The sequence below is a fragment of the Lonepinella sp. MS14434 genome (assembly GCF_042468235.1).
GTDB lineage: Bacteria > Pseudomonadota > Gammaproteobacteria > Enterobacterales > Pasteurellaceae > Lonepinella.
Map to the genome: position 1 here is coordinate 1433962 of NZ_CP170386.1, position 23155 is coordinate 1457116.

Genomic DNA, 23155 nt, shown 5'->3' on the forward strand with positions numbered 1-23155 from the left:
CTTTAATATTCCATCATTTCAGCGTATAATGCGTGCATTCCTGTGTGTTAATTTTAGATTAATACGATCTCTTTTATTTAAATTTATAAATTGGTAAAAATATGTCAGAACAAGTTGATTACAAAAATACCTTAAACCTGCCTGAAACAGGTTTTCCAATGCGTGGGGATTTGGCGAAGCGTGAACCAGCCATGTTAAAAAATTGGTACGATAAGAATCTTTACGGCAAAATCCGTCAAGCGGGCAAAGGCAAAAAAACCTTTATTTTGCATGATGGCCCTCCCTATGCCAACGGGACGATTCATATCGGGCATGCGGTGAATAAAATCTTAAAGGATATGATTGTCAAATCCAAAACCTCTTTGGGTTATGATTCGCCTTATATCCCTGGTTGGGACTGTCATGGTTTGCCGATTGAGTTAAAAGTAGAAGCCTTAGTGGGTAAGCCGAATCAAAAAGTGACGGCGGCAGAATTTCGTGAAGAATGTCGTAAATACGCCCGTGAACAGGTGGAAGGGCAGAAAAAAGATTTTATCCGTTTGGGCGTAATTGGCGATTGGGATAATCCTTATTTAACCATGAACTTTACTACCGAAGCCAATATTATCCGTGCTTTCGGTAAAGCGGTGGCGAACGGGCATTTGTACAAAGGGGCAAAACCTGTGTATTGGTGTTTGGATTGTGCCTCTTCGCTTTCCGAAGCGGAAGTGGAATATGAAGATAAAACCTCACCATCTATTTATGTGAAATTCCAAGCCGCCGATGAAAGTGCGGTGGAAAAAGCCTTTAATTTGAGCGAAAAAGGCTCAGGCAAATTATCAGCGGTGATTTGGACGACGACCCCTTGGACCATTCCATCCAATAAAGCTATTGCGTTGAATGCAGAATTTGACTATCAAGTAGTGCAATTCGGTGACGAACGTTTGATTCTCGCCAAAGAGTTGGTCGAATCTGTGGCGAAAGCCATTGGGATAGAAAATTGGAAAGTGTTGGGTTCCGCCAAAGGTTCAGAGCTTGAACTATTGCCATTCAATCACCCGTTTTATGCTTACCAAGTGCCGTTTATTTTAGGCGAACACGTTACCCTTGACGGCGGTACGGGGCTGGTGCATACCGCTCCCGATCATGGTCAGGACGACTATGTAATCGCCCGTCAATATGATATTGGTATGGCAGGTTTGGTCGGTAATGACGGTAAATTTATTAGCACGACTGAATTTTTTGCAGGGCTTGGCGTGTTTGAAGCTAACGGCAAAGTGCTGGAAAAATTAGAAGAAGTTGGTGCGTTACTCAAATTGGAAAAAATCCGTCACAGCTATCCGCATTGTTGGCGACACAAAACCCCTGTGATTTTCCGTGCGACACCACAATGGTTTATCGGTATGGAAGTGAAAGGATTACGTCAACAGGCGTTAAGTGAAATCAAAAAAGTACGTTGGATTCCAGATTGGGGGCAAGCCCGTATTGAAAAAATGGTGGAAAACCGCCCAGACTGGTGTATCTCACGTCAACGTACTTGGGGTGTGCCAGTGGCGTTATTTATTCATAACGAAACCGAACAATTGCATCCACGTACCCAAGAATTAATTGAGCAAGTAGCAAAATTGGTGGAACAAAAAGGCATTCAGGCTTGGTGGGATCTCGATCCAAAAGACCTGCTTGGTGACGATGCAGCAAATTATCACAAAGTACCTGATACCCTTGATGTGTGGTTTGATTCTGGATCAACCTATTCTTCGGTCGCACCGTTCCGTCCAGAATTTCACGGTAATGAGCCTGATATGTATCTTGAAGGCTCGGATCAACACCGCGGTTGGTTTATGTCGTCTTTAATGCTTTCGACCGCCACGGATAACAAAGCCCCGTATAAACAAGTGTTGACGCACGGTTTCACGGTGGACGGTCAAGGTCGCAAGATGTCGAAATCTATCGGGAATATTGTCACCCCACAACAGGTGATGGACAAATTCGGTGGTGATATTTTACGTCTTTGGGTGGCTTCTACTGATTACACAGGTGAAATGACCGTTTCTGATGAGATTTTAAAACGTGCTGCCGACAGCTATCGCCGTATTCGCAACACCGCTCGTTTTTTATTGGCAAACTTAAACGGTTTTGATCCAACACGGGATTTAGTCAAACCTGAAGACATGATTTCTTTAGACCGTTGGGCAGTGGATTGTGCCTTGCAGGCGCAAAATGAAATTAAAGACAATTATGACAACTATCAATTCCATGCCGTGGTGCAACGTTTGATGAAATTCTGTTCGATCGAAATGGGTTCATTCTATTTGGATATTATCAAAGACCGTCAATACACCACCAAAGCGGACAGTCTTGCCCGCCGTAGCTGTCAGACCGCTTTATGGCATATTGCCGAAGCCTTAGTGCGTTGGATTGCCCCGATTTTATCCTTTACTGCCGATGAAATCTGGCACTATATTCCAGGTGAACGCAGCGAATTTGTATTTACCGAAGAATTTTATGACGGCTTATTTGCGTTAGACTCAAATGAACAATTTGATGACGCTTACTGGCAACAAATTTTAACAGTGCGTGATGAAATCAACCGAGTGTTAGAAACTGCCCGTAACGACAAAATAATCGGCGGTGGCTTGGAAGCAGAAGTGACGATTTTTGCCAATGAAGAATACGCACGTTTACTTGCAAAACTCGGCAATGAATTACGTTTCGTAACGATTACTTCAAAAGCAGATGTTAAACCATTGGCAACAGCCGATGTCGCTGAGGGCGAAGTAAAAGGCTTGGCAATCAAAGTCATTCGTTCCGCTAACCACAAATGCCCACGCTGCTGGCACTATTCCGACAGCCCGACAGAAAACACCCTCTGTTCACGCTGCGAAGAAAACGTCAACGGCAACGGCGAAGTGAGAAAATTTGCATAGGTGAAAACCCTAACCCTCTCCCATAGGGAGAGGGGATAATGGGCGTAATTTTCGTAGTAAATATAACAGATACGGATGTAACGGGGTCCCCGTCTGAAGCGCCTTGGCGACTTGAAATTTTTAGGTAAAATCGCCATGTTTGAACGTAGCGAGTTGCGATTTTACCGTTAAAAAAATTTCAACCAAGCCAAGAAAAGCGGTGAAGTCGGGGCGTGTTTCTTTTTGCTTACTTTTGCTTTGCACGAGCAAAGAAAAAGTAAGTCGCCATCGGCGAAATCCGATTTTAATTAAAACCTAAATAATTATGTTAAAACAAAACAAAAACGGCTTACATTACCTCTATCTCTCCCTGATCGCCTTTATCGCCGATCTTGCGACCAAATACATCATCGTAGAAAATTTCCAACTCTACGAAAGCATCAACATACTCCCAATTTTTAACCTAACCTACGCCCGCAACACAGGGGCAGCGTTTAGTTTTTTAGCCGATCACAGTGGTTGGCAAAAATACTTTTTTATTGGGCTAGCATTAACCATTTCTGCCATATTAATTTATTTTCTGCAAAAAAACACCGCACTTCAAAAGTTACAAAATTCTGCTTATGCCCTGATTATTGGCGGAGCATTAGGTAATATGGTGGATCGCATGTATCACGGTTTCGTGGTCGATTTTTTGGATTTTTATTGGCAAGATTGGCATTATCCCGTGTTTAATGTGGCGGATATTGCTATCTGTGTGGGGGCAGGGTTGTTGGTACTGGATGCCTTAAAGAATGGCGAAAATAAAAAGAGTGAGAAAAAAGCGTGAAAATCATTTTAGCCAACCCAAGAGGATTTTGTGCGGGCGTTGACCGGGCGATTAGTATTGTTGAACTTGCGTTAGAAATTCATGGCGCACCGATTTATGTACGTCACGAAGTGGTACATAACCGCTTTGTGGTCAATGGGTTACGCGACCGAGGTGCTATCTTTGTGGAAGAATTGAGTGAAGTACCAGATGGAGCGATTGTGATTTTTTCCGCGCACGGTGTCTCACAAGCCGTGCGACAAGAAGCCAAAGAGCGTGAATTAAAAGTGTTTGATGCGACCTGTCCTTTAGTCACCAAAGTCCACATGCAAGTGGCACGAGCCAGTAAAAAAGGGACTAAAGCTATTTTAATCGGGCATCAAGGGCATCCTGAAGTACAAGGTACTATGGGACAATATAACAATGATGATGGTGGGATTTTCCTTGTTGAAGATGTGGAAGATATTACTAAACTTAAATTGCGTGATGACGAAGATCTAACCTTTATGACCCAAACTACGTTGTCGATTGACGATACGGCAGATGTCATTGATGCTTTAAAACAAAAATATCCGAGTATTCAGGGTCCACGTAAAAATGATATTTGTTATGCAACCACTAACCGTCAGCAAGCAGTACGAGATTTAGCGAGACAATCAGATTTGGTGATTGTGGTTGGTTCCAAAAATTCATCTAACTCAAACCGTTTAGCTGAGTTATCTAATAGAATGGGAACCCCAGCAAAATTGCTTGACGATGCGACCGATATTGATCCTGAATGGTTAAAAGATGTTGAAACCATCGGATTAACAGCAGGTGCTTCTGCACCCGAAGTATTAGTCCAATCGGTGATTAGCCGTTTGAAAGAACTAGGTGTAAGCGAAGTGGAAGAACTACAGGGCTGTGAAGAAAATACAGTTTTTGAAGTGCCTAAAGAGCTGCGGATTAAGGAAGTGAATTAGAATAACAATCTGCACGTAAAACGTGTGGATTGTTATTGATGCCCAAATAATTTTACTGAATTTTGCCAAATTGTGTACTGAATAAGCTCAGGACTTTCTTTTCTTAATGAGCATAAATGTTCAAACACTTGCTCCACTCGCTCAGGTCGATTTGGTTGACCTTGAAAACCATACACTGGCATATCGGGCGAATCAGTTTCTAATAACAAACTATCCAGTGGCAATTTTGCTATCGTTTGACGTGTTTTATTGGCTCGTTGATAAGTAATAGTCCCACCTACGCCAATTTTATAGCCCAAATCCACAAAGCGTTTAGCTTGCTCATAACTGCCAGAAAAGCCATGAATCACACCGCACTCTTTCAGTTGAATCCGTTTTAAAAAAGGATATAGTTGATCGTGGGATTGACGACTATGCAAATTCACGGGTAAATCATATTGTTTAGCTAATTGTAATTGAGCGTCTAAAAAATCGCCTTGTTTTTGCCAGAGCGCATTAGTTAATAATGCTGGAATAGCTCGTTCTAATCCAATTTCAGCCACCGAGGTTAAATTTGCTGATCGATTGATTAAGCATCGATTTAATTGTTCTAAATCTTGCTGAGTATGCTGTTGAATATACAACGGATGTAATCCCAACCCATAATAAAGCTGATTGGGATAAAGTGCGGTGATTTTTTCGATAATTTTAAAATTCTGCTGTGATACTGCCACAATCAGGATTTTTTGCACGTCTGCCTGTTGGGCGTTCTGCACTAATTTTTCCAGCGTTTCGCCTGTGGTTTGTTGTAAATAATCAAGATGGGTGTGGGTGTCAAAAAACATATTTTATCTATTTTGCCTACCCCGCACTTACGTACGGGGTTATACAAATCATGCCCCTCTGGGGCGATAATCCACATAAGATGCGGAGCATCATTACCATGCTTAACCTAGTACGTCAGTGCTAGGCGGAAACCGTCACCGAAATAATCACTACATCTTCTTTCGGTACATCTTGGTGAAAACCAGCGTTGCCTGTTTTAACGCCTTTGATTTTATCCACTACGTCCATGCCATCAACCACTTCGCCAAACACCGTATAACCCCATTCTTGCACCACTTCTTTCTCAAACATTTGTTTCGAACGATAATCCAAGAAAGTATTATCTGCTACATTAATAAAAAATTGTGCAGTAGCAGAATGTGGATCGCTGGTACGAGCCATGGCAATAGTGCCTCGTTTATTGCTTAAACCATTATTTGCTTCGTTTTTGATTGGTGCATTGGTGGCTTTTTCACGTAAACCACTTTCCATACCACCGCCTTGAATCATAAATCCATCAATAACACGATGGAAAATTGTGTTATTATAGAAACCTGATTTACAATAATCTTCAAAATTTTTTGCGGTGATTGGTGCTTTATCAAAATCTAATGCAATTTTGATGTCTCCAAAATTGGTGTGTAATGTAATCATTGTGTTTTCCTTATAAAAATAGCTAAGATTATAGCTTGGCATTATTCCATAAAAGTGGGGTTAATGCTATGTTTAACCTAAAATATCGGCACTGGAATTTAATATGTTAAAAATTTTCAATACCCTAACCAGAGAAAAAGAACCCTTTAAACCTATTAATCCGAATCAAATCGGTATGTATGTCTGTGGCGTAACGGTTTACGATTTATGCCATTTTGGACATGGTCGCACTTTTGTGTCTTTTGATGTTATTGTGCGTTATTTGCGTTACCTTGGTTATAACGTGCGTTATGTACGTAATATCACCGATGTAGATGATAAGATCATTAAACGTGCGTTAGAAAATCACGAAACATGCGATGAATTAGTCGATCGTATGATTAACGAAATGCACCAAGATTTTGATGCGTTGGCTATTTTACGCCCAGATGTCGAGCCACGAGCGACCCAACATATCAACGAAATTATTGCCATGGTACAAAGCCTGCTTGATCGTAAACATGCCTATATTGCCGAAGACGGTGATGTCATGTTTGATGTAGGAAGCTACCAAAACTATGGTCGTTTATCTCGTCAAAATTTAGAACAATTACAGGCAGGAGCAAGGGTTGAAATTAAATCGGTGAAACGTAATCCAATGGATTTTGTATTGTGGAAAATGTCTAAACCGAACGAACCAAGTTGGGATAGCCCTTGGGGTAAAGGTCGCCCTGGTTGGCATATTGAATGTTCCGCCATGAACAGTAAAGAACTCGGCAATCATTTTGATATTCATGGTGGTGGATCAGATTTAATGTTTCCACATCACGAAAATGAAATCGCTCAATCCTGCTGCGCTCACGATGGCGATTACGTAAATTATTGGTTGCACACAGGTATGTTGACGATTAACGAAGAAAAAATGTCAAAATCTCTCAATAATTTCTTTACCATTCGGGATATTTTAAATAAATACGACAGCGAAAGCGTGCGTTATTTCTTTCTAACCGCACAATATCGCAGCCTATTAGACTATAGCGAAGAAAACATTGGTTTGGCTCGCAAAGCGTTAGAACGTCTTTACACGTCATTACGTGGTTGTGATGTGAATGTTGAGATTGATGCAGAAGATCAATATGTTACCACATTCAAAGAAGCTATGAATGATGATTTTAATACCCCAGGTGCATTAGCGGTATTATTCGAATTAGCCCGTGAAATCAATAAATTAAAAGCAGAAGATCGGGAAAAAGCCAACCAACTTGCCACTCGACTAAAACAACTGGCTGATGTATTAGGTTTATTACAACAGGATCCTGAAATCTTTTTGCAAGGTAATAATGCAAATGATGATGTAGTAAAAATTGAAGCCTTAATCAAACAACGCAATGAGGCTCGAGCAGCAAAAGACTGGGCAACCGCAGATAATGCGAGAAATCAATTAACCGCAATGGGAATTATTCTGGAAGATAGTGCTGCTGGTACGACATGGCGAAAAGCATAAGAACTTATGTTACCGAACAAAGTCGAAATAGCATCTTAAGAAGATGGTATAAGCAACATACCAAAACGGTACTTGTACCATAACACAAAATAACGATAATCGACTTATTCCGTTATATTTTTAGTTGGAGAAAAAAATGAAATTATCAAAAATTAGCACCGCACTTTTAGCTGCTGGTTTAGCCTCTCAAGTATTGGCAGCACCACCAATGAACAAAAATCCTTTAGCCGATTTGCCTTATGCAAACAAAACTGAGAATGGTTATAGTCTTGATTTTAATGACAAAAATTACACCACAGTAACCACCGAAGTAAATGGTAAAAAAATTACTTATCGTGCCTATGAAAAAATCGTTTATGTAGCTAATCCAGTTGAACCAGAATATCAAACCTTAAATTTCTACGTACCTGAAGAATATTACCAGAACGGTGAAATCAACGGTTACAACGCAAAAACTGCTCCAATTTTCTTACCTAATGCGATCGGTGGCTATATGCCAGCTATTGCAGCTGCCGCGAGTCAATCAGGTATGGGTGGAAAAACTAGTACAATTCTCACCGCACTTGAACGTGGTTATGTGGTTGCCAGCGTGGGAGCTAGAGGACGCACATTAAAACAGGGAAACACCTATACAGGTAAAGCACCTGCCGTTATCTTAGATTTAAAAGCCGCAGTACGTTATTTACATGCTAATGATGACAAAATGGTCGGTGATGCCAATAAAATTATTTCTAACGGCACCAGTGCGGGTGGAGCAATGTCGGCGTTACTCGGGGCTAGTGGCGACAGTGTGGATTACGCAAAATTATTAAAAGAAATGGGAGCAGTTAACGCCAGTGATGCCATTTTTGCTGTATCCGCTTACTGCCCAATTACCAATTTAGAAAATGCAGATACGGCTTACGAATGGGAATTTAATGGTTTACATCATTATAGTCGTATGGATATGAGCAAACTTAACGCAAAAACCTTTAACGATCGTTCAATGAAGCAAGCCACGATTGAGGGGGAACTTAGTGCAGATGAAATTAAAATTTCCAATGATTTAAAAGCCCAATTCCCTGATTATTTGAATAGCTTGCAGTTAAAAGATGAAAAAGGTAATGCTTTAACCTTAGATAAAGACGGAAACGGTTCTTTCCGTACTTACGTGGAAAATGCGTTAGTGCTATCGGCTAACCAAACATTAAGTGGTTTGAATACCGATGAGAAAAAAGCCTTTGTAGAAAAATATAAAGGATTAAGCTACGCAAATGGCATCGTAAGTGCGGTGAATTTAACGGAATTTGTCACCAACAAAGCTCGCATGAAATCACCACCAGCTTTCGATGCCTTAGATTTAAGTTCAGGCGAAAATGATGAATTTGGTACAGAAACAGTACAAACCTTACATTTCACCCCTTACAGCCTAAAAAATAGTACCGTAAAAGGCGGCATGGCTAAAGATGAAAACATCAAATTACTCAATGCGATGAATTATACGGATAACGATAAAGCGGCTCAACACTGGCGTATTCGTGTAGGATCAGAAGATTACGACACTTCTCACGCTATTTCAGCAATGTTATTCGTGAAGCTCAAAATGTCAGGTAAAAATGTGGATTATGCTTTACCTTGGGGGGTAGGACACGCTGGTGATTATGATCTAGATGAATTATTTGATTGGGTGGATAAGATTGCTAGATAATTTTGTTAATACAAATATCCAACTGTAGGTAGTTGCTAAAACAACCATTGAATCAATCTCTGTGTTAAAGTTTAAATATACAGCCACCCTCGGGTGGCTGTAGCTATCAATGATACCGTGAGCTTGTAATTCGTCGTTTCAACACTCAGCCACCCGTGGACAGCTACCTTTAGTAGTATCAATACCTTGTTATAAAGCAATGTTTCAACACACAGCCACCCGTGTGCGGCTGCCGGTACATTTTACCCCAGTTTTGAGCGGTGCGGGGTTTCAACACACAGCCGCCCGTAGGCGGCTGCGCGATAACTACCAATTTTCCATTGCGGAAAGTGAGTTTCAACACACAGCCGCCCGTAGGCGGCTGCCGTTCGGTTATCCAACCAACCACGAGTTATCAAGTTTCAACACACAGCCGCCCGTAGGCGGCTGCCAAAATGACGGGAGAATTATCCGTCCCTACACTGTTTCAACACACAGCCGCCCGTAGGCGGCTGCACGTGCTTTTTCTTTCACATGGCTTGTAATATGCTGTTTCAACACACAGCCGCCCGTAGGCGGCTGCTTTCCCCAAGGCAAACGAATGGCTAAATCAGGAAAAGTTTCAACACACAGCCGCCCGTAGGCGGCTGCTCCCTGTCGGGCATTCAGCAAAGCGGATAATGGCGTTTCAACACACAGCCGCCCGTAGGCGGCTGCCTCCCGAGCCAACGTATACAACAGCGACCCAACCGTTTCAACACACAGCCGCCCGTAGGCGGCTGCATCCCCATTTTTATTCTTGTGGGTGCAAGATGAGTTTCAACACACAGCCGCCCGTAGGCGGCTGCGCTAGGCTTACACAATAAGGGGCTTTTATGGTTTATGTTTCAACACACAGCCGCCCGTAGGCGGCTGCCTATCATTTATAATACTAAGTATAAAGCTTATACTAGTTTCAACACACAGCCGCCCGTAGGCGGCTGCCTTTTTAAAGCTAAACTTCCTTAATCTTCCCGCCTGTTTCAACACACAGCCGCCCGTAGGCGGCTGCACCCTAATAAGAATTATAAATTAGGTGTTACCTTAGTTTCAACACACAGCCGCCCGTAGGCGGCTGCCTTAACTAAAGTCCATGACGATATAGCACATATCGGTTTCAACACACAGCCGCCCGTAGGCGGCTGCCCCATTGTTTTCTAAATGATTCTGTAGACATATTGTTTCAACACACAGCCGCCCGTAGGCGGCTGCTTATTATACCAGGATTTATCATAACTACTATTTTCGTTTCAACACACAGCCGCCCGTAGGCGGCTGCCACGCACCTTGTGGGATGCCAAAACGCAAAAGGTGTTTCAACACACAGCCGCCCGTAGGCGGCTGCCAAAAAACTCAATGGATTAGTGACAAGGCGAGAGTTTCAACACACAGCCGCCCGTAGGCGGCTGCGTTCGTTTAAGGGTAAGACCTATGGCGATGTGACTGTTTCAACACACAGCCGCCCGTAGGCGGCTGCTAGATCGTAGCACTACTATCGTAGACAACCTAGAAGTTTCAACACACAGCCGCCCGTAGGCGGCTGCCTAAACTAGACACATCTAGTAACTCAGCCATCTTGTTTCAACACACAGCCGCCCGTAGGCGGCTGCCTGGTATATGTACGTATATCAACCAATACATAGGAGTTTCAACACACAGCCGCCCGTAGGCGGCTGCTAGTCTCTAGTTACTTCATTCTTAAGTATAGCTAAGTTTCAACACACAGCCGCCCGTAGGCGGCTGCAGTTATGGACGATAAATCCATCATGTCTAAAGATGTTTCAACACACAGCCGCCCGTAGGCGGCTGCTTTTCAGAAAGATATAATTCAGGAGCAAATCTCTGTTTCAACACACAGCCGCCCGTAGGCGGCTGCCGGAATGCCGACCATTAAATCGTGCAATGCAGAAGTTTCAACACACAGCCGCCCGTAGGCGGCTGCGTAGTAGTGGCTGGATCTTCGGCTATATTAGCTGTTTCAACACACAGCCGCCCGTAGGCGGCTGCGTCCAGTTATCCAAAACTTTTTCTGGATATTGGTTGTTTCAACACACAGCCGCCCGTAGGCGGCTGCTACCGTATACGCGTTACCTAAGTTTATCCTAGAGGTTTCAACACACAGCCGCCCGTAGGCGGCTGCCTATCATTAATACTACCTTCAGTTTGTTTAAAGTGTTTCAACACACAGCCGCCCGTAGGCGGCTGCGCAGTACCAGCTATCTATCCTATCCGTATAGGTGTTTCAACACACAGCCGCCCGTAGGCGGCTGCGTAGTAATCGCCTTTATAGATATTGATGCTATCGTGTTTCAACACACAGCCGCCCGTAGGCGGCTGCCATGATCCACTACGCCAGATTCACTAATATCGTAGTTTCAACACACAGCCGCCCGTAGGCGGCTGCACACAACTAGTCTCAAATGCTAATGTATCAAAACGTTTCAACACACAGCCGCCCGTAGGCGGCTGCTTTTGATTTCTTTACCACCTTCTACTTTAACGTAGTTTCAACACACAGCCGCCCGTAGGCGGCTGCGTATTCTACTATATCGGTATAGTTACCCTTTTGATGTTTCAACACACAGCCGCCCGTAGGCGGCTGCATATATAGATATTATTTAGTAACTTTACTCTAATGTTTCAACACACAGCCGCCCGTAGGCGGCTGCATCGTCTTTTACACGATAGTACTTAGTGATAAAGTGTTTCAACACACAGCCGCCCGTAGGCGGCTGCACCCTCTTTGGGAACCCTTGCTACACAAGGCTTTCACAGCCCTGATTCGCTAACCGTTCCCGATGAGAGTGTAAAATAAGTATAACATAACTTTTTCACTACATCATACTATCTAATTTCCTGATTTTTAAAGAACAAACCAAATCGCCAACCTCCCACTGTTTTGATGAGAACCATGGGTTAGCGATCACACAATCAGCGTATCCTTAAAAACATCCGCCGCCGCTTTGGCTCCGTGATGCTCCACCTTATGCCGTCATTTGCTGCCGAGATGGTAGAAGCGCAGACTGTCGCATTCGGGGTCATACGTATCCAGCAGTTTCGCTTTTAATACCACCCACTGATCAGGCGTAACATCGCATTCAAACACCGAATATTGCGCCCGCACGCCGTAATCCAAGCAATGTTTGGCAATACGGCGCAAGCGGCGCTCCCCGCCCGCCGTTTCAAAAGACACATCATAAGTAATCAACATCAGCATAAATCGCCCTCTCCCCAAACACGCAAAATTCCGACCGCACTTTGCAGCACTTAACGCACCAAAAACGGCGGATATTCCGCCAAATCGCCGCGCAAATGGCGGGCAAGCAGCATCGCCTGAATATATGGCAGCAGCCCGATTTCCACCTCTTTCTGCAAAAACGGATGCACAATCTTCTCCTGCTTTTTCGCTTGCAGACTCTGAAACAACAGCTTGCGCGCCTCAGCTTTCAGCGTTACCGCACCGCTGCTCTCACTGACAAAATCCTGCGGTTTAATCTGCCCGCGGTTAATCAGGCTCAACGCCAGCCTGTCCGCCCACCACGCACGGAACTCCTCCAAAATATCCTGTGCCAAACTATCGCGTCCCGGGCGGTCGGCATGCAAAAAACCCGCCTGCGGATCCAAGCCCACCCCTTGCAGCGCGCCGCTGATGTCCCTGCCCAAAATACTGTATAAAAAAGAAAGCAGCGCATTCACCCCGTCACGCGGCGGACGGCGGTTGCGTCCGTCAAAAGCAAAACCGCTTTTCTCCGCAATCAGATATTGAAACACACTGAAATAACGTGCTCCGCCTCGCCCTCAATCCCGCGTACCCGCTCCAAATCCTGTGCGTGTTTCAACTGCTGCAAACCGCTGTTCAAACCGACAACCGCCGCCTGCACCGCCGAATTGTCGCCGTAATTGCGCAGATACCGCTGCAATACCCGCTTACTCGCCTGAATCTTTGCCGCAATAATATGCCGTGCAATCGGCACGGGATTGCTTTCCGACAGCCGATACTGCGCCCGTCGCAGCAAAATATTACCACTCTGCCGCCCCTGCAACCGTCCCAAATAACGCCCCTGCTCGGTAAAAAACGCCAGATTGACATTATTCTCACCGCAAAAACCCATTAAAAACGGCGACACCAGCACATTGCCGAAACAAAAAATATGCCCGATGGAATGCACCGGTAACTGCGCCACCTTTTTACGCTCCTGCTCCACCACCAAGGTTTCGCATTCTTTATGCAGATAGGTTCCCTGCGTGGTGATGTATAGGGTGTTTTGGAGTTTTCTCATAATTAAACAGTCAAGATACCACCATCATTATCCCATTCTTCCGTCAATAAATTATTAACTACTTTTTCAACATCTTGCCAGTCCATATTTTGACGAAACTGCTTACCTGATTTTGATTCAGTGAATCTGCAATTCATAGTTCGATCAAATAATTCAATTGTTGTTCTTCTTGGAAAATGAGCTAAACTAGATTTAAAGAAATTATCAACAACAGAATAATGATGGGTGTGAACAAAATCAGACCAGCTATTTATCAATTCATCTTCTAACCGAATATCGATAAATTCAAAATCTTCAAAATTTCTATCTTCAATCTCCCCCCAATACTCTTTTAAAAGAGCAATAGCTTCTGCGTCCATTTTTGGTGCACTATATCCAAATACAGTTACTAAATAAGCCTTTTTAAAAGCTCTTCTTACTCTATCCCAATTATTCTGAGTAAATGGATCTTCTGCATAATTTTTATGACGTATTGGATATAATAACCTACTAGGCTGAAAAGGCTTACCACATTCTCTGCAACAATCATCAATCATCCCGCCGAATTTATGATCTGAGCAATATCCAACCAGCACGTTTCCATGTAAAAAAGCCAAGTCAGGCAAATCTCTTGTTATACGATAAACACGTTGATACGCCTGTAAGAGCAAAGGATCCCAGTTAAATGTTGCAACCAAATCCTTTTTCCGCAAAGAAAGCAAAATAAAATCATAAATATTAGGTTCATCAGGAATTTCCAATTCTAAAAAATATTCTCTGATTTTTGAATCCAATTTTTCGCGTATTTCTTTGCAATCAGATCGCTCATGTAGTTCTGTATAAATATCTTCCAAATTATCACTATTAGTTTGTAAATTTACTTGCTCTAGTAGCGATGTCATTCCTAATGTTTTAATAAAATTATTCATTACAGAAGATTTTTTGCCATTTTTATCTCCATTAGGAATTGAAGCCATTGTTGCTCCTGCTCCTAACAAAACAACATGGGGACGATCTTTCATGCTTTTTTCATATTGATAAAAATCATTTTTAATCATAAATATTACCCTATCCAAATTAAATTTCAGTTCGATTCAAACAACCCCACCACATACCGCTTTGACCTATCCCTCTCCAACAACTTCGGCTGGCACAAATCCAACAACGAACAGGCTTTGCAGCGTTTGCCGTATTCGGGTGGCGGGGTGGTGCCGTTTTGCAGCAGTTTGCGTACTGTGGCAATGATGTCCAGCGTTTGTTGTCTGATGCCGTCTGAAAACACGATTGGCACGCGGTGGCGGGTTTGCCCGTACCACAATGCACCCTCTGTTACCGCCTGCCCGGTCATTTCCTCCAAACACAAGGCTTGGGCGCAAAGCTGGATTTCGTCAAACGGCTCGGTTTTGGGCTTGCCGCGTTTGTATTCCACAGGTTTCAAGCTGCCTGAAGCCAAATCATGTTCCACCATATCCAATACGCCCGATACCCCCAATTTTTCCGCCGACACATGCACGCTGCGTTCAAAACGCACACCCTTGCGTGTTTCCGGCTCACCCGCATCCACCCGCTCGTGCAACACCCGCCCCTGTGCAGTCAAAATGTTCTCCGCCCACGCCTGTTCGTTGTGAATCAACGCACATTGACGCGGGCAGAAAGCGTAGTGTTGCAGAGCGGAAAGCTGTACGATGATTGCTTCATGCTCTCCGCCTCTCATTTGACTGTTGCTTGGCAATGCTTCGGCAGGTATTTTAGAAACCATCAATTTCTTCAGGCGTTAATCCTTCAAGATGGTCCAATGTATAACTGCCGTCCGCATTGACTTTCAGGCTGCCGTGTACTTTGGCGGAAGAATACTGCCCTGCTTTGCAGTTGTGCTCCCACCAAATCAGTTTCAGCACCTGCATACTGCCTTCGGGACGGGCGGAAGAAGCATCACCCTCAAACAGTTTGCTTAATACTTTTTTGATTTTTGCAGCGTCTTCATCGGAAAATTCCGTACGCTCTGCCAGTTGCGGCGACATGGCACCGAATGCGACATAAATGCCGCTATCCACACGGTGTTTCATGCCCATGGTGTCTGAACCGCGTTTGCTGCCGTCACCCTCGCCACTGACGCTTTTGGTAATCTGCATGCTGGTAATATTTACCGGTTCTACGCTGAATGCGGATTGAATGGTAACGGGACCGCGTACGGCAATGGAAACGCCTGCACCATCATCGCTTTTACCAAAGGCGAATACTTGCCCGAAACTGCGCACGTCCAGCCATTTTTTACAGGCTTGTTGAGCTGTTTCGTCTTTATCGGCTTTCTTGCCGAAAGCCTCCGCACCCAAGCCGACTGTTTTATCTTTGGCACGGTTGGCAAGACTGGTCATGCCGTCGGTTTTCTTTTCATCGGATTGCACAAAAATGCTTTCACCGCTGTCTTGCAGGCGGTCGCGGATTTTGCGTTTCAGGCAGACATCAGTCATTTCGCCGAAACCGGCAAAGTCGGCTCGCGGACGGTTGCCGTTTAGGGGGTCGCCGTTGGGGTTGGCGTTTTTAACACTGATAATCAGGGCAAAGTCGATTTTTTTACTTAAAGACATTTTTTATCTCCATAAAAGTTTAATTGGTTTCGGTTTTCTGTTGTTTGGCAGCTTTTCGTTCGGTAATTTGGCGTGTCAGTTCCATTTTTTGGCAATGATAACCAAGCAAAAACTCACCGCTTAACCTATTATCACAGGTAAAATCATTATGTTGGAACAATTCCATGATTTCACCGATGGCTTGCGTACCTGTATCTTTGCCACGACTACGCAGGCGGTCTTGATAAGGTTTCAATGCCAATTCAATATTGCGCCAAGTGGCAAACGGATGTTCGGCAAAACGCTGCATATAGCGTTCGGCGGTAGTGGCACGTTTTTCTTCTGCCAAGTAAAGTGCGTAAGATTCGATATTTTCGGCAACTGCCAGCAGTCTGCCGTACAAATAATCGCGCGAGCGGTTTTGGGTATCTAAACTCATATCATAAGTTCTCCGTTGTGATGAATCAGAATGACGGGCGCGCCAGCCTTTATATAAAGCGCAGGCGACACCGATATTGCGTTGCCATTCCCATGGCTCATAGCCGTTGGGATTACAGGCAGCCTGAAAGCTTTGCTGCACTAAATCAAAGGGAATCGGCACATTTTTTCCGCCGGCAATAACAGGCAGCAAACGGGCATATAGCTGTTTTTTCAAGGTATCGCTCAAAGACTTCCCGTAAACGGCATGGCTAATGGCAAACGGTGACGGCGGCACCACCGCCCACAGGGTTTCTGGTTTTTTACCGTTTGACCTATCAATGCTGTGGCATTGATACCAGGAAAAATCGTCAAGCCACACATCCAAATTGGCGAAATAGTCGGTGGGCAAAAATTCTTGATAATAGGTCAATGCCATACGTCCCGGCGTGGCGGAATCCAACATCAGCAGGGAAATCTGTTCGTTTTCCTTCAAATCTGCCCGATAGCCATGTAACTTTTTCTTGATGATGGCAGCGACCTGCCGTCCGATATTGACCGACCAATCGATACTGCTTTTGTCTTCAGACGGCATATCGATTTCGGCTTCATTTTCAACCGCACTTGTATCCAGATTATCCCAATCGATTTCATCAAAAGCGTCTTTCATTGGCGACGGGATTTCTTTACCGCTGATTGCCCAAGCAACGGTTACCTGATCGCCGTTGCGGATACCTTGGCGGGAAATTAACCAGCGCAAGGCGCTATGTGCTTTGGCGGATACTTCTGCCGACACGCTGGCCGCTTCTTCGGCGGTTTCAAAACGACCGCGAAAGGTGTAACCAGCGGTATCGTTGGAAGAAATCAATTTAGCTTTGTCGCCCGTATGGCGAAGTTTGGCAGGATGCATGGTGGCAACCGCCGCATCATTGCCTTGCACCAAGCAAAAACCTTGTTGTGCCACACTGCTGCCGATATAGTCTATCCACGACTGTTGCACCGTTTTATCCGTCCATGTTTCACTTTGCACGTTGCCCGCGATTTCCACACACCAGCATACCAATGCCGAACCAAATTCAATTTCGCCTTTAGTTTTGGGCAATACGGAAAAAATCAGAGGTGCTTCGCCATCGGCTTCCCATTTATTCAATACCTTGCCGTCTGAATCCAATTGGAAAACGCCTACATTCAACAAATCAGCAACCAATGTGCCTTTGCCGACATAATCCAACACAGCCTGCACTTTCGGGTGCTTGAATGCTGACTCGCACCACATCTGCAATTGCTTGTAATACCCGTCAAAATAGGCTTTTTTGCTACCTCCGTAATTGGCATAATCTTTCGCAACATATTGGATCTTATCCGCCAATGGGTGCGGTGCTTCACCGCTGGTGCGGTTTTCAGATGACTCGGTGGCTGGCAGCATGATCGCTGTTTTCGGCGGCATCACTCGTGCCGTCTGAAACTCGCCCCGTTCGTTTAACACGATGGCAATATGGGCATTTTGCATAGTATGTCCAACGGGGGTTAGCGACTCGTCATCACCACCAAAATCCTGCCCCGACACAGCTTCATATGTCTGATACAACTTCTGCATCCAGCTCATAATCCCAACTCCTTAGCTTCATCTTCCACCGGTTTTACATTTTCACCGCGTTTAAACGGTTTTTCAGGCTGCATAGCACGGATAAAGCGGGTTTTCAGGTTGCCCGTATCATCAATGCGTGGAAATTCAATGATGCCGTTCTGCATATTTGCCCGCCAAAAACGGCTGACCAGCTCATGTTTGCCCGTTTCTTCAGGATAGCCAAAACTGTGGAACATTAGCCCAAAATCAAGATTATCAATGTCATCATAGAAACTTGTACCGCTACCAAACTCGCAAGGTTCGACATAGCCTTGGCAATCACGCGTGCCGAGAAAGATATCCTGCCGCCCGCCACGTTCCAACATCCGTTCGGCAATGGAAATATGTTTGCCCAAATTACGGTCGACTTTCAGCTCTTCCCAATGCTCGTTCCACTCGAAATGTGCTTCAACCTGATATTCCACATCTTGCAGAAAAGTATAAATCGCTAGCGTGTTACCACCATTCCAATCCAGCGGTTTGGTTGATTTACTTTGCGTGCGAATTGGTTTCATCACACGGATACGGTCAATGTGCCAAATCAAGGTGGGTTTCCAGTAAATGCTTTTGACGATACCTTTGACCGCTTCATAAGTCGGCACCTGATAGCTGAATTTTTCGCCACCGATTTTGGTGACGGGATCGGTAAACAAGGCTTGTTTTCCCCATACACGAAATTTGATTGTACTGCTCATAATTCTCCTTATAAGTCGTAAAAATTCATCAAACTGGCTTCATCAATTGAAAGCCCGTATTCATCGGTATAATGTCGATCTTTTACATAATAAATCCCCGAACCTACCTGTATTTCTTGGATTGCCTGCTCTTTTTCCAGTTTTTGCCACACTTTCGGAAATACATTCACACTGTATCGCTGTGCTTTCGCCAAAGTGCGGTACATTTCTTGCGGATTCCATTCACCACACAGCTTGGCAATCAATTCTTTGCCTTCTCTGTATGGCACAATCACAGCATGGGTTGGTGCATCAATGGCGGCAAAAGCCTGCCCTGCACTTTTAAAAGACTGCATGAGTAAAGGTACTTTCAGTCTGCGCTGATTATTTTTTGAGCCGTAGACATTCTGACAATTATCCGAAAGCCAATCTAGTAAGCTGCCTGAATTACTGCCTTTTACCGCATAACTCATCTCGCCGCTACGCTGATAAAAATAGTATTGGAAATATTGTGCAATAGCCTCAGGCTGCAACATATCCTGCCCCGCCAAGTCACGCAATACGCGTTCGGCATTGTTTTTCCCTGCATCAATATCAGGCAAGACTTTCGCAAAATCAGGCTCTTGCAAATTCAATACATACACCTGCCCCTTACCCATTTTCTCGCCGTGGCGGTTGCAACGCCCTGCCGCTTGAGCAATGTTGTCTATTCCTGCCAATGCCCGTATGACACATTCCATTGAAATATCCACACCCGCTTCAATCAACTGGGTGCTGATGCAGATGACGGGTTCTTTATTGTTCAGACGGCGTTTAATTTCATCAAAAATGGCTTTTCGGTGTGCCGAACATTGATGGGTACTGAGATGAAACAAGACCTCAGACGGTACATTTTGCGTTTTACAATATTGATAAAGCTCCTGCGCCCATTTTTTGGTATTGACGATAAATAAGCAGCTTGAAGCCGTCTGAAACTGTTCCAATAAAAATGCACCTGCTTCTTCTACCGTCCAACCGCCTGCTTTGGGGCGATAGTGGACATTCACGCGAGATAACTTTTTAAAAAGCTCTTCTCTTTCTTTGTCATGACCCATAATTTCGGCATTGTCTGCTAATTTCAACAAGCCCCTTGAACGTACTTTTTCACGTTCTGCTTTGGGAAAATTATCCAGCCCTGAATCATCTAATAGGGGCTGGGTTGCGGTACACAATATTGCACTGGATTTTCCGAATTGCGTCAGCCAGTTCAACACATTGCAAAACAAATGTACGCACTTTATCGGCAAAGTTTGGATTTCATCAAAAATCAATACACTACGGGTCATCGGGTGAATATGCCGCGCCCCGCGTGTACCACCGCCGAACCAAGCATCTAAAAACTGCACCATGGTGGTAAACACAATCGGCTTGTCCCAATTTTCCACCAACAGTTTGTTTTTCCAGCTCTGTTTTTCGGGATCAAGATTGGAATGATGTTCCAATACCCAGTCATCGCCGAGAATCTCACGTACGGCAGCCGCGTTTTGATCAATAATAGAAGTATAGGGAATAATATAGATAATGCGGTCAAGATTATGCTGTTGTGCATGATGCACAGCATAACGCAAACTTGCCAAAGTTTTACCACCACCAGTCGGTACGGTCAGCGTATAAATACCTTGCGGATCGGCAGATCGTTTGAGACAAGTATCAGAAATATTACGGCGGATTTTATCAATCGGGTAACGAATTTCAAAATTAGCCAAATGGGTCTCCAGCTTGTCAATCGCTTCCTGCCAATTTGTTTTTTGGGTTAACCGACGCCAATCTTTTTGTTCTTCGCGTTCAAAATCTGCACTGTTGATACGGTCGGCATCAATCAGACAACTGAATAAAAAGCGGGTAAGGCAGCCGAGATAAAACTCTTTGATTTTATGATTGCTGTCGGGCTGTTTCAGTATAGCGGCAAGCGGTTTTAACAGTGACTTAACCAATGCTTCATTCGCCAAATCTTCCGCCTGCTTTTTTACCGTTTCATCGGCATTTTGCGTACATTCCGCCAAATGCGTGAGTGTATCCTCTTTCTGAAAACGTTTCAGCCAAACCGCTTCACCCTCAGGACTTAAACAATCAATCAAGCCTGCGCCGTGGTGCGATGCAATACACAAGCCCAGCATTTGCCCGACTAATTCGCCAATGCCGTGCTGCACGCCGAACTTTTTCAGATGACGATAGACCCATTGTGCTCCTGCGGTGGAATGGTCAATTTTATGCCCGTCCGGCAAGGTATCTTCCACATCCACATCAGGATTAACACCGGTCGCCGCTTTAATGTACTTCTGAAACGCTTGTGAATACTTACCGAAATCGTGCATCAAACCGAGCAGCTCTCCCGCCAAATCCAAATCCAGTTTGGCAGCCAGCATTTTAGCAATAGCGGAAGCCTCGAAAAGATGCGTTGCTACGGATTGAGTCGCTTTATCCGCTTTACGCGTATGTGCCACATATTCAACGTGTCTGTTATCTTCGTTCATGGATATTCTCTAATTATAAGAATACTGGCTATTATATTCTGTAAACTCGCAAGTTCTTTAACTTGATCTGAAAAACCTAGAACCTTTGCTATTGCCTGTTTGATAATATTTGATGAAGCTAATTCGCACCATGGATTTCTAGGATTTTCGGACTCAAAACCGCAAAAGTAACTCATCTAATCTAGTTAATGCTAAATTAAGTAGTTTAGTTTCCATATCTTTATCAAATCTAGCTGCTTCTCTGCAAAAACCTTCATAAGCACAAGATACAGATGCTTTAAATGCATAATCCTCAAATAATTTAAAATCTCTGATCTACCTGTTTTGTTGCTAGCCAAAAAAACCATATCGGAGTGCCTATAGCTAATATAGTTATAATAAAACTATTCTCCACAAAAATAAACATCTATGAAGTTTAAATTAAAATACTACTCTCTCCACCTGTAAGAACGCCGTACCCTTCCAACTCAACTCCACTGTTTTGTCATGCAAATCCCCCCAACGAAAATCTCCCCATTTTCTCCTTAATTATGGTAGTATTTTCCCTTTACATTTTTTAGGAGAACTATTTTTATGCTCAATTTTTTCCAGCGATTCTTTAAAATGGAATCTGCTAGTGGGATTTTATTATTGATCTTTGCTTTTGTTGCCATGTTATGTGCCAATAGCAGTTTACAATCTACCTATTTCAATTTTTTAGATATTCCTGTCGCAATACAATTTGGTTCGTTTGCGATTAATAAAACCTTTATTCATTGGATCAATGATGGTTTTATGGCGGTGTTTTTTGTCGTGGTGGGAATGGAAGTAAAACGTGAAATACTAGAAGGATCATTGTCAAGTTATCAACAAGCTATTTTCCCTGCATTTGCGGCGATTGGTGGCATGATCGTTCCTGCGATTATTTATTGGTTTATCACTCAACAACATGCTGAATTATCAAATGGCTGGGCAATTCCTATGGCAACCGATATTGCATTTGCTCTTGGTATTGTGGCATTGTTAGGTAAACAAGTGCCTTTACCCTTGAAAGTGTTTTTACTCGCCCTTGCTATTATTGATGATTTAGGGGCTATTGTTGTGATTGCGTTATTCTTTTCTTCTGACTTAAGTACGCAAGCATTAACCATTTCCGCTATTGCTATTTTGGGCTTAGTTATTCTCAATCGTCTGAAAGTCGGTCATCTTTGTGCTTATATATTAGTCGGATTGGTGTTATGGGCAGCAGTGTTAAAATCAGGTGTCCATGCGACTTTAGCTGGGGTAATTCTCGGATTTTGTATTCCGCTTAAAGATAAAAAAGGTGAAAGCCCATTACATACTTTTGAACATATTTTAGCTCCTTGGTGTTCATTTTTTGTCTTGCCATTATTTGCTTTCGCTAATGCTGGTGTGTTTCTTGGTGATGTGGATAACGATATGATTTTCTCTGCCCTACCATTAGGAATTACTCTTGGATTACTGATCGGAAAACCGCTTGGAGTCTTTAGTTTCAGCTATCTCTCGGTTAAATTAGGGATAGCAAAACTACCAGAAGGCATAAATTTTAAACAGATATTTGCCATTGCAATACTGTGTGGCATAGGCTTTACTATGTCGATGTTTTTAGCCAGTTTAGCCTTTGTGGGAGAAGCTGATAGTGCAATCAACACATTGTCCCGATTGGGTATTTTATTGGGTTCCTGTGGCTCTGCAATTTTAGGTTATGGCTTACTGAAAATTACCACCAAAAACGCATAAAAAATTCACCGCACTTTTGTCGTATGAGCAGAAGTGCGGTGATTTTTAAACCCATTT

The 23155-nt window shown here is 43.8% G+C and carries 14 protein-coding genes, 2 pseudogenes and 1 CRISPR repeat array; of the genes and pseudogenes, 6 read left to right on the forward strand and 10 right to left on the reverse strand.

The window, feature by feature from the left end; all coding sequences use genetic code 11:
• Positions 1-101 precede the first annotated feature (101 nt).
• The 3 genes from ileS to ispH all read left to right on the forward strand — a co-directional run bounded on the left by ileS (position 102) and on the right by ispH (position 4655).
• A complete protein-coding gene (gene ileS / locus O1Q79_RS06935) occupies positions 102-2906 on the forward strand; it encodes an isoleucine--tRNA ligase (protein ID WP_386691249.1) in 2805 nt (934 codons plus the stop codon).
• Positions 2907-3210: 304 nt separating this feature from the next.
• Positions 3211-3714, forward strand: coding sequence for a signal peptidase II (lspA, locus tag O1Q79_RS06940; protein ID WP_386691251.1), 504 nt, complete (start codon positions 3211-3213; stop codon positions 3712-3714).
• Positions 3711-4655, forward strand: a complete 945-nt coding sequence (gene ispH, locus O1Q79_RS06945; protein ID WP_386691253.1) for a 4-hydroxy-3-methylbut-2-enyl diphosphate reductase — start codon at positions 3711-3713, stop codon at positions 4653-4655. Before lspA ends, ispH begins: the two co-directional genes overlap by 4 nt.
• Positions 4656-4687: 32 nt before the next feature.
• Here ispH and O1Q79_RS06950 read toward each other — a convergent pair whose 3' ends face one another.
• Both O1Q79_RS06950 and O1Q79_RS06955 read right to left on the reverse strand, forming a co-directional pair.
• A complete protein-coding gene (locus tag O1Q79_RS06950) occupies positions 4688-5479 on the reverse strand; it encodes a TatD family hydrolase (RefSeq protein WP_386691255.1) in 792 nt (263 codons plus the stop codon).
• A gap of 121 nt (positions 5480-5600) precedes the next feature.
• Positions 5601-6113 carry a peptidylprolyl isomerase gene (locus O1Q79_RS06955; protein ID WP_386687457.1) on the reverse strand — a complete coding sequence of 171 codons (513 nt, stop codon included), beginning with the start codon at positions 6111-6113 and terminating at the stop codon, positions 5601-5603.
• 103 nt (positions 6114-6216) lie between these two features.
• Here O1Q79_RS06955 and cysS point away from each other — a divergent pair, with 103 nt between their 5' ends.
• A complete protein-coding gene (gene cysS, locus O1Q79_RS06960; RefSeq protein ID WP_386691257.1) occupies positions 6217-7596 on the forward strand; it encodes a cysteine--tRNA ligase in 1380 nt (459 codons plus the stop codon).
• 136 nt (positions 7597-7732) lie between these two features.
• Positions 7733-9283 (forward strand): subtype B tannase, encoded by a 1551-nt coding sequence (locus O1Q79_RS06965; RefSeq protein WP_386691259.1) that lies wholly within the window; start codon positions 7733-7735, stop codon positions 9281-9283.
• Positions 9284-9418: 135 nt separating this feature from the next.
• Positions 9419-12037: direct repeats of the CRISPR family, unit length 32 nt; unit sequence GTTTCAACACACAGCCGCCCGTAGGCGGCTGC.
• A 187-nt stretch (positions 12038-12224) separates the two neighbouring features.
• Here the strand turns inward: O1Q79_RS06965 and cas2 are convergent.
• The 8 genes and pseudogenes from cas2 to cas3 form a co-directional block, all read right to left on the reverse strand.
• Positions 12225-12518 (reverse strand): annotated as a pseudogene (gene cas2 / locus O1Q79_RS06970) (CRISPR-associated endonuclease Cas2).
• 50 nt (positions 12519-12568) lie between these two features.
• Positions 12569-13581 (reverse strand): annotated as a pseudogene (gene cas1c / locus O1Q79_RS06975) (type I-C CRISPR-associated endonuclease Cas1c).
• Positions 13582-13583: 2 nt separating this feature from the next.
• Entirely contained in the window at positions 13584-14618 is a 1035-nt protein-coding gene (locus tag O1Q79_RS06980) for a hypothetical protein (RefSeq protein ID WP_386691261.1), read from the reverse strand.
• Positions 14619-14644: 26 nt separating this feature from the next.
• Entirely contained in the window at positions 14645-15274 is a 630-nt protein-coding gene (gene cas4, locus O1Q79_RS06985; RefSeq protein WP_386691263.1) for a CRISPR-associated protein Cas4, read from the reverse strand.
• 34 nt (positions 15275-15308) lie between these two features.
• Positions 15309-16148: a type I-C CRISPR-associated protein Cas7/Csd2 gene (gene cas7c / locus O1Q79_RS06990; protein ID WP_386691265.1), complete on the reverse strand. Its 840-nt coding sequence runs from the start codon at positions 16146-16148 to the stop codon at positions 15309-15311.
• Positions 16149-16167: 19 nt separating this feature from the next.
• Positions 16168-18150 (reverse strand): type I-C CRISPR-associated protein Cas8c/Csd1, encoded by a 1983-nt coding sequence (cas8c, locus tag O1Q79_RS06995; RefSeq protein ID WP_386691267.1) that lies wholly within the window; start codon positions 18148-18150, stop codon positions 16168-16170.
• Entirely contained in the window at positions 18147-18866 is a 720-nt protein-coding gene (cas5c, locus tag O1Q79_RS07000; protein ID WP_386691269.1) for a type I-C CRISPR-associated protein Cas5c, read from the reverse strand. Before cas5c ends, cas8c begins: the two co-directional genes overlap by 4 nt.
• A gap of 8 nt (positions 18867-18874) precedes the next feature.
• Positions 18875-21358, reverse strand: coding sequence for a CRISPR-associated helicase Cas3' (gene cas3, locus O1Q79_RS07005; protein ID WP_386691271.1), 2484 nt, complete (start codon positions 21356-21358; stop codon positions 18875-18877).
• Positions 21359-21931: 573 nt separating this feature from the next.
• Here cas3 and nhaA point away from each other — a divergent pair.
• Entirely contained in the window at positions 21932-23098 is a 1167-nt protein-coding gene (gene nhaA / locus O1Q79_RS07010; protein WP_386691273.1) for a Na+/H+ antiporter NhaA, read from the forward strand.
• The last annotated feature ends 57 nt before the right edge of the window (positions 23099-23155 follow it).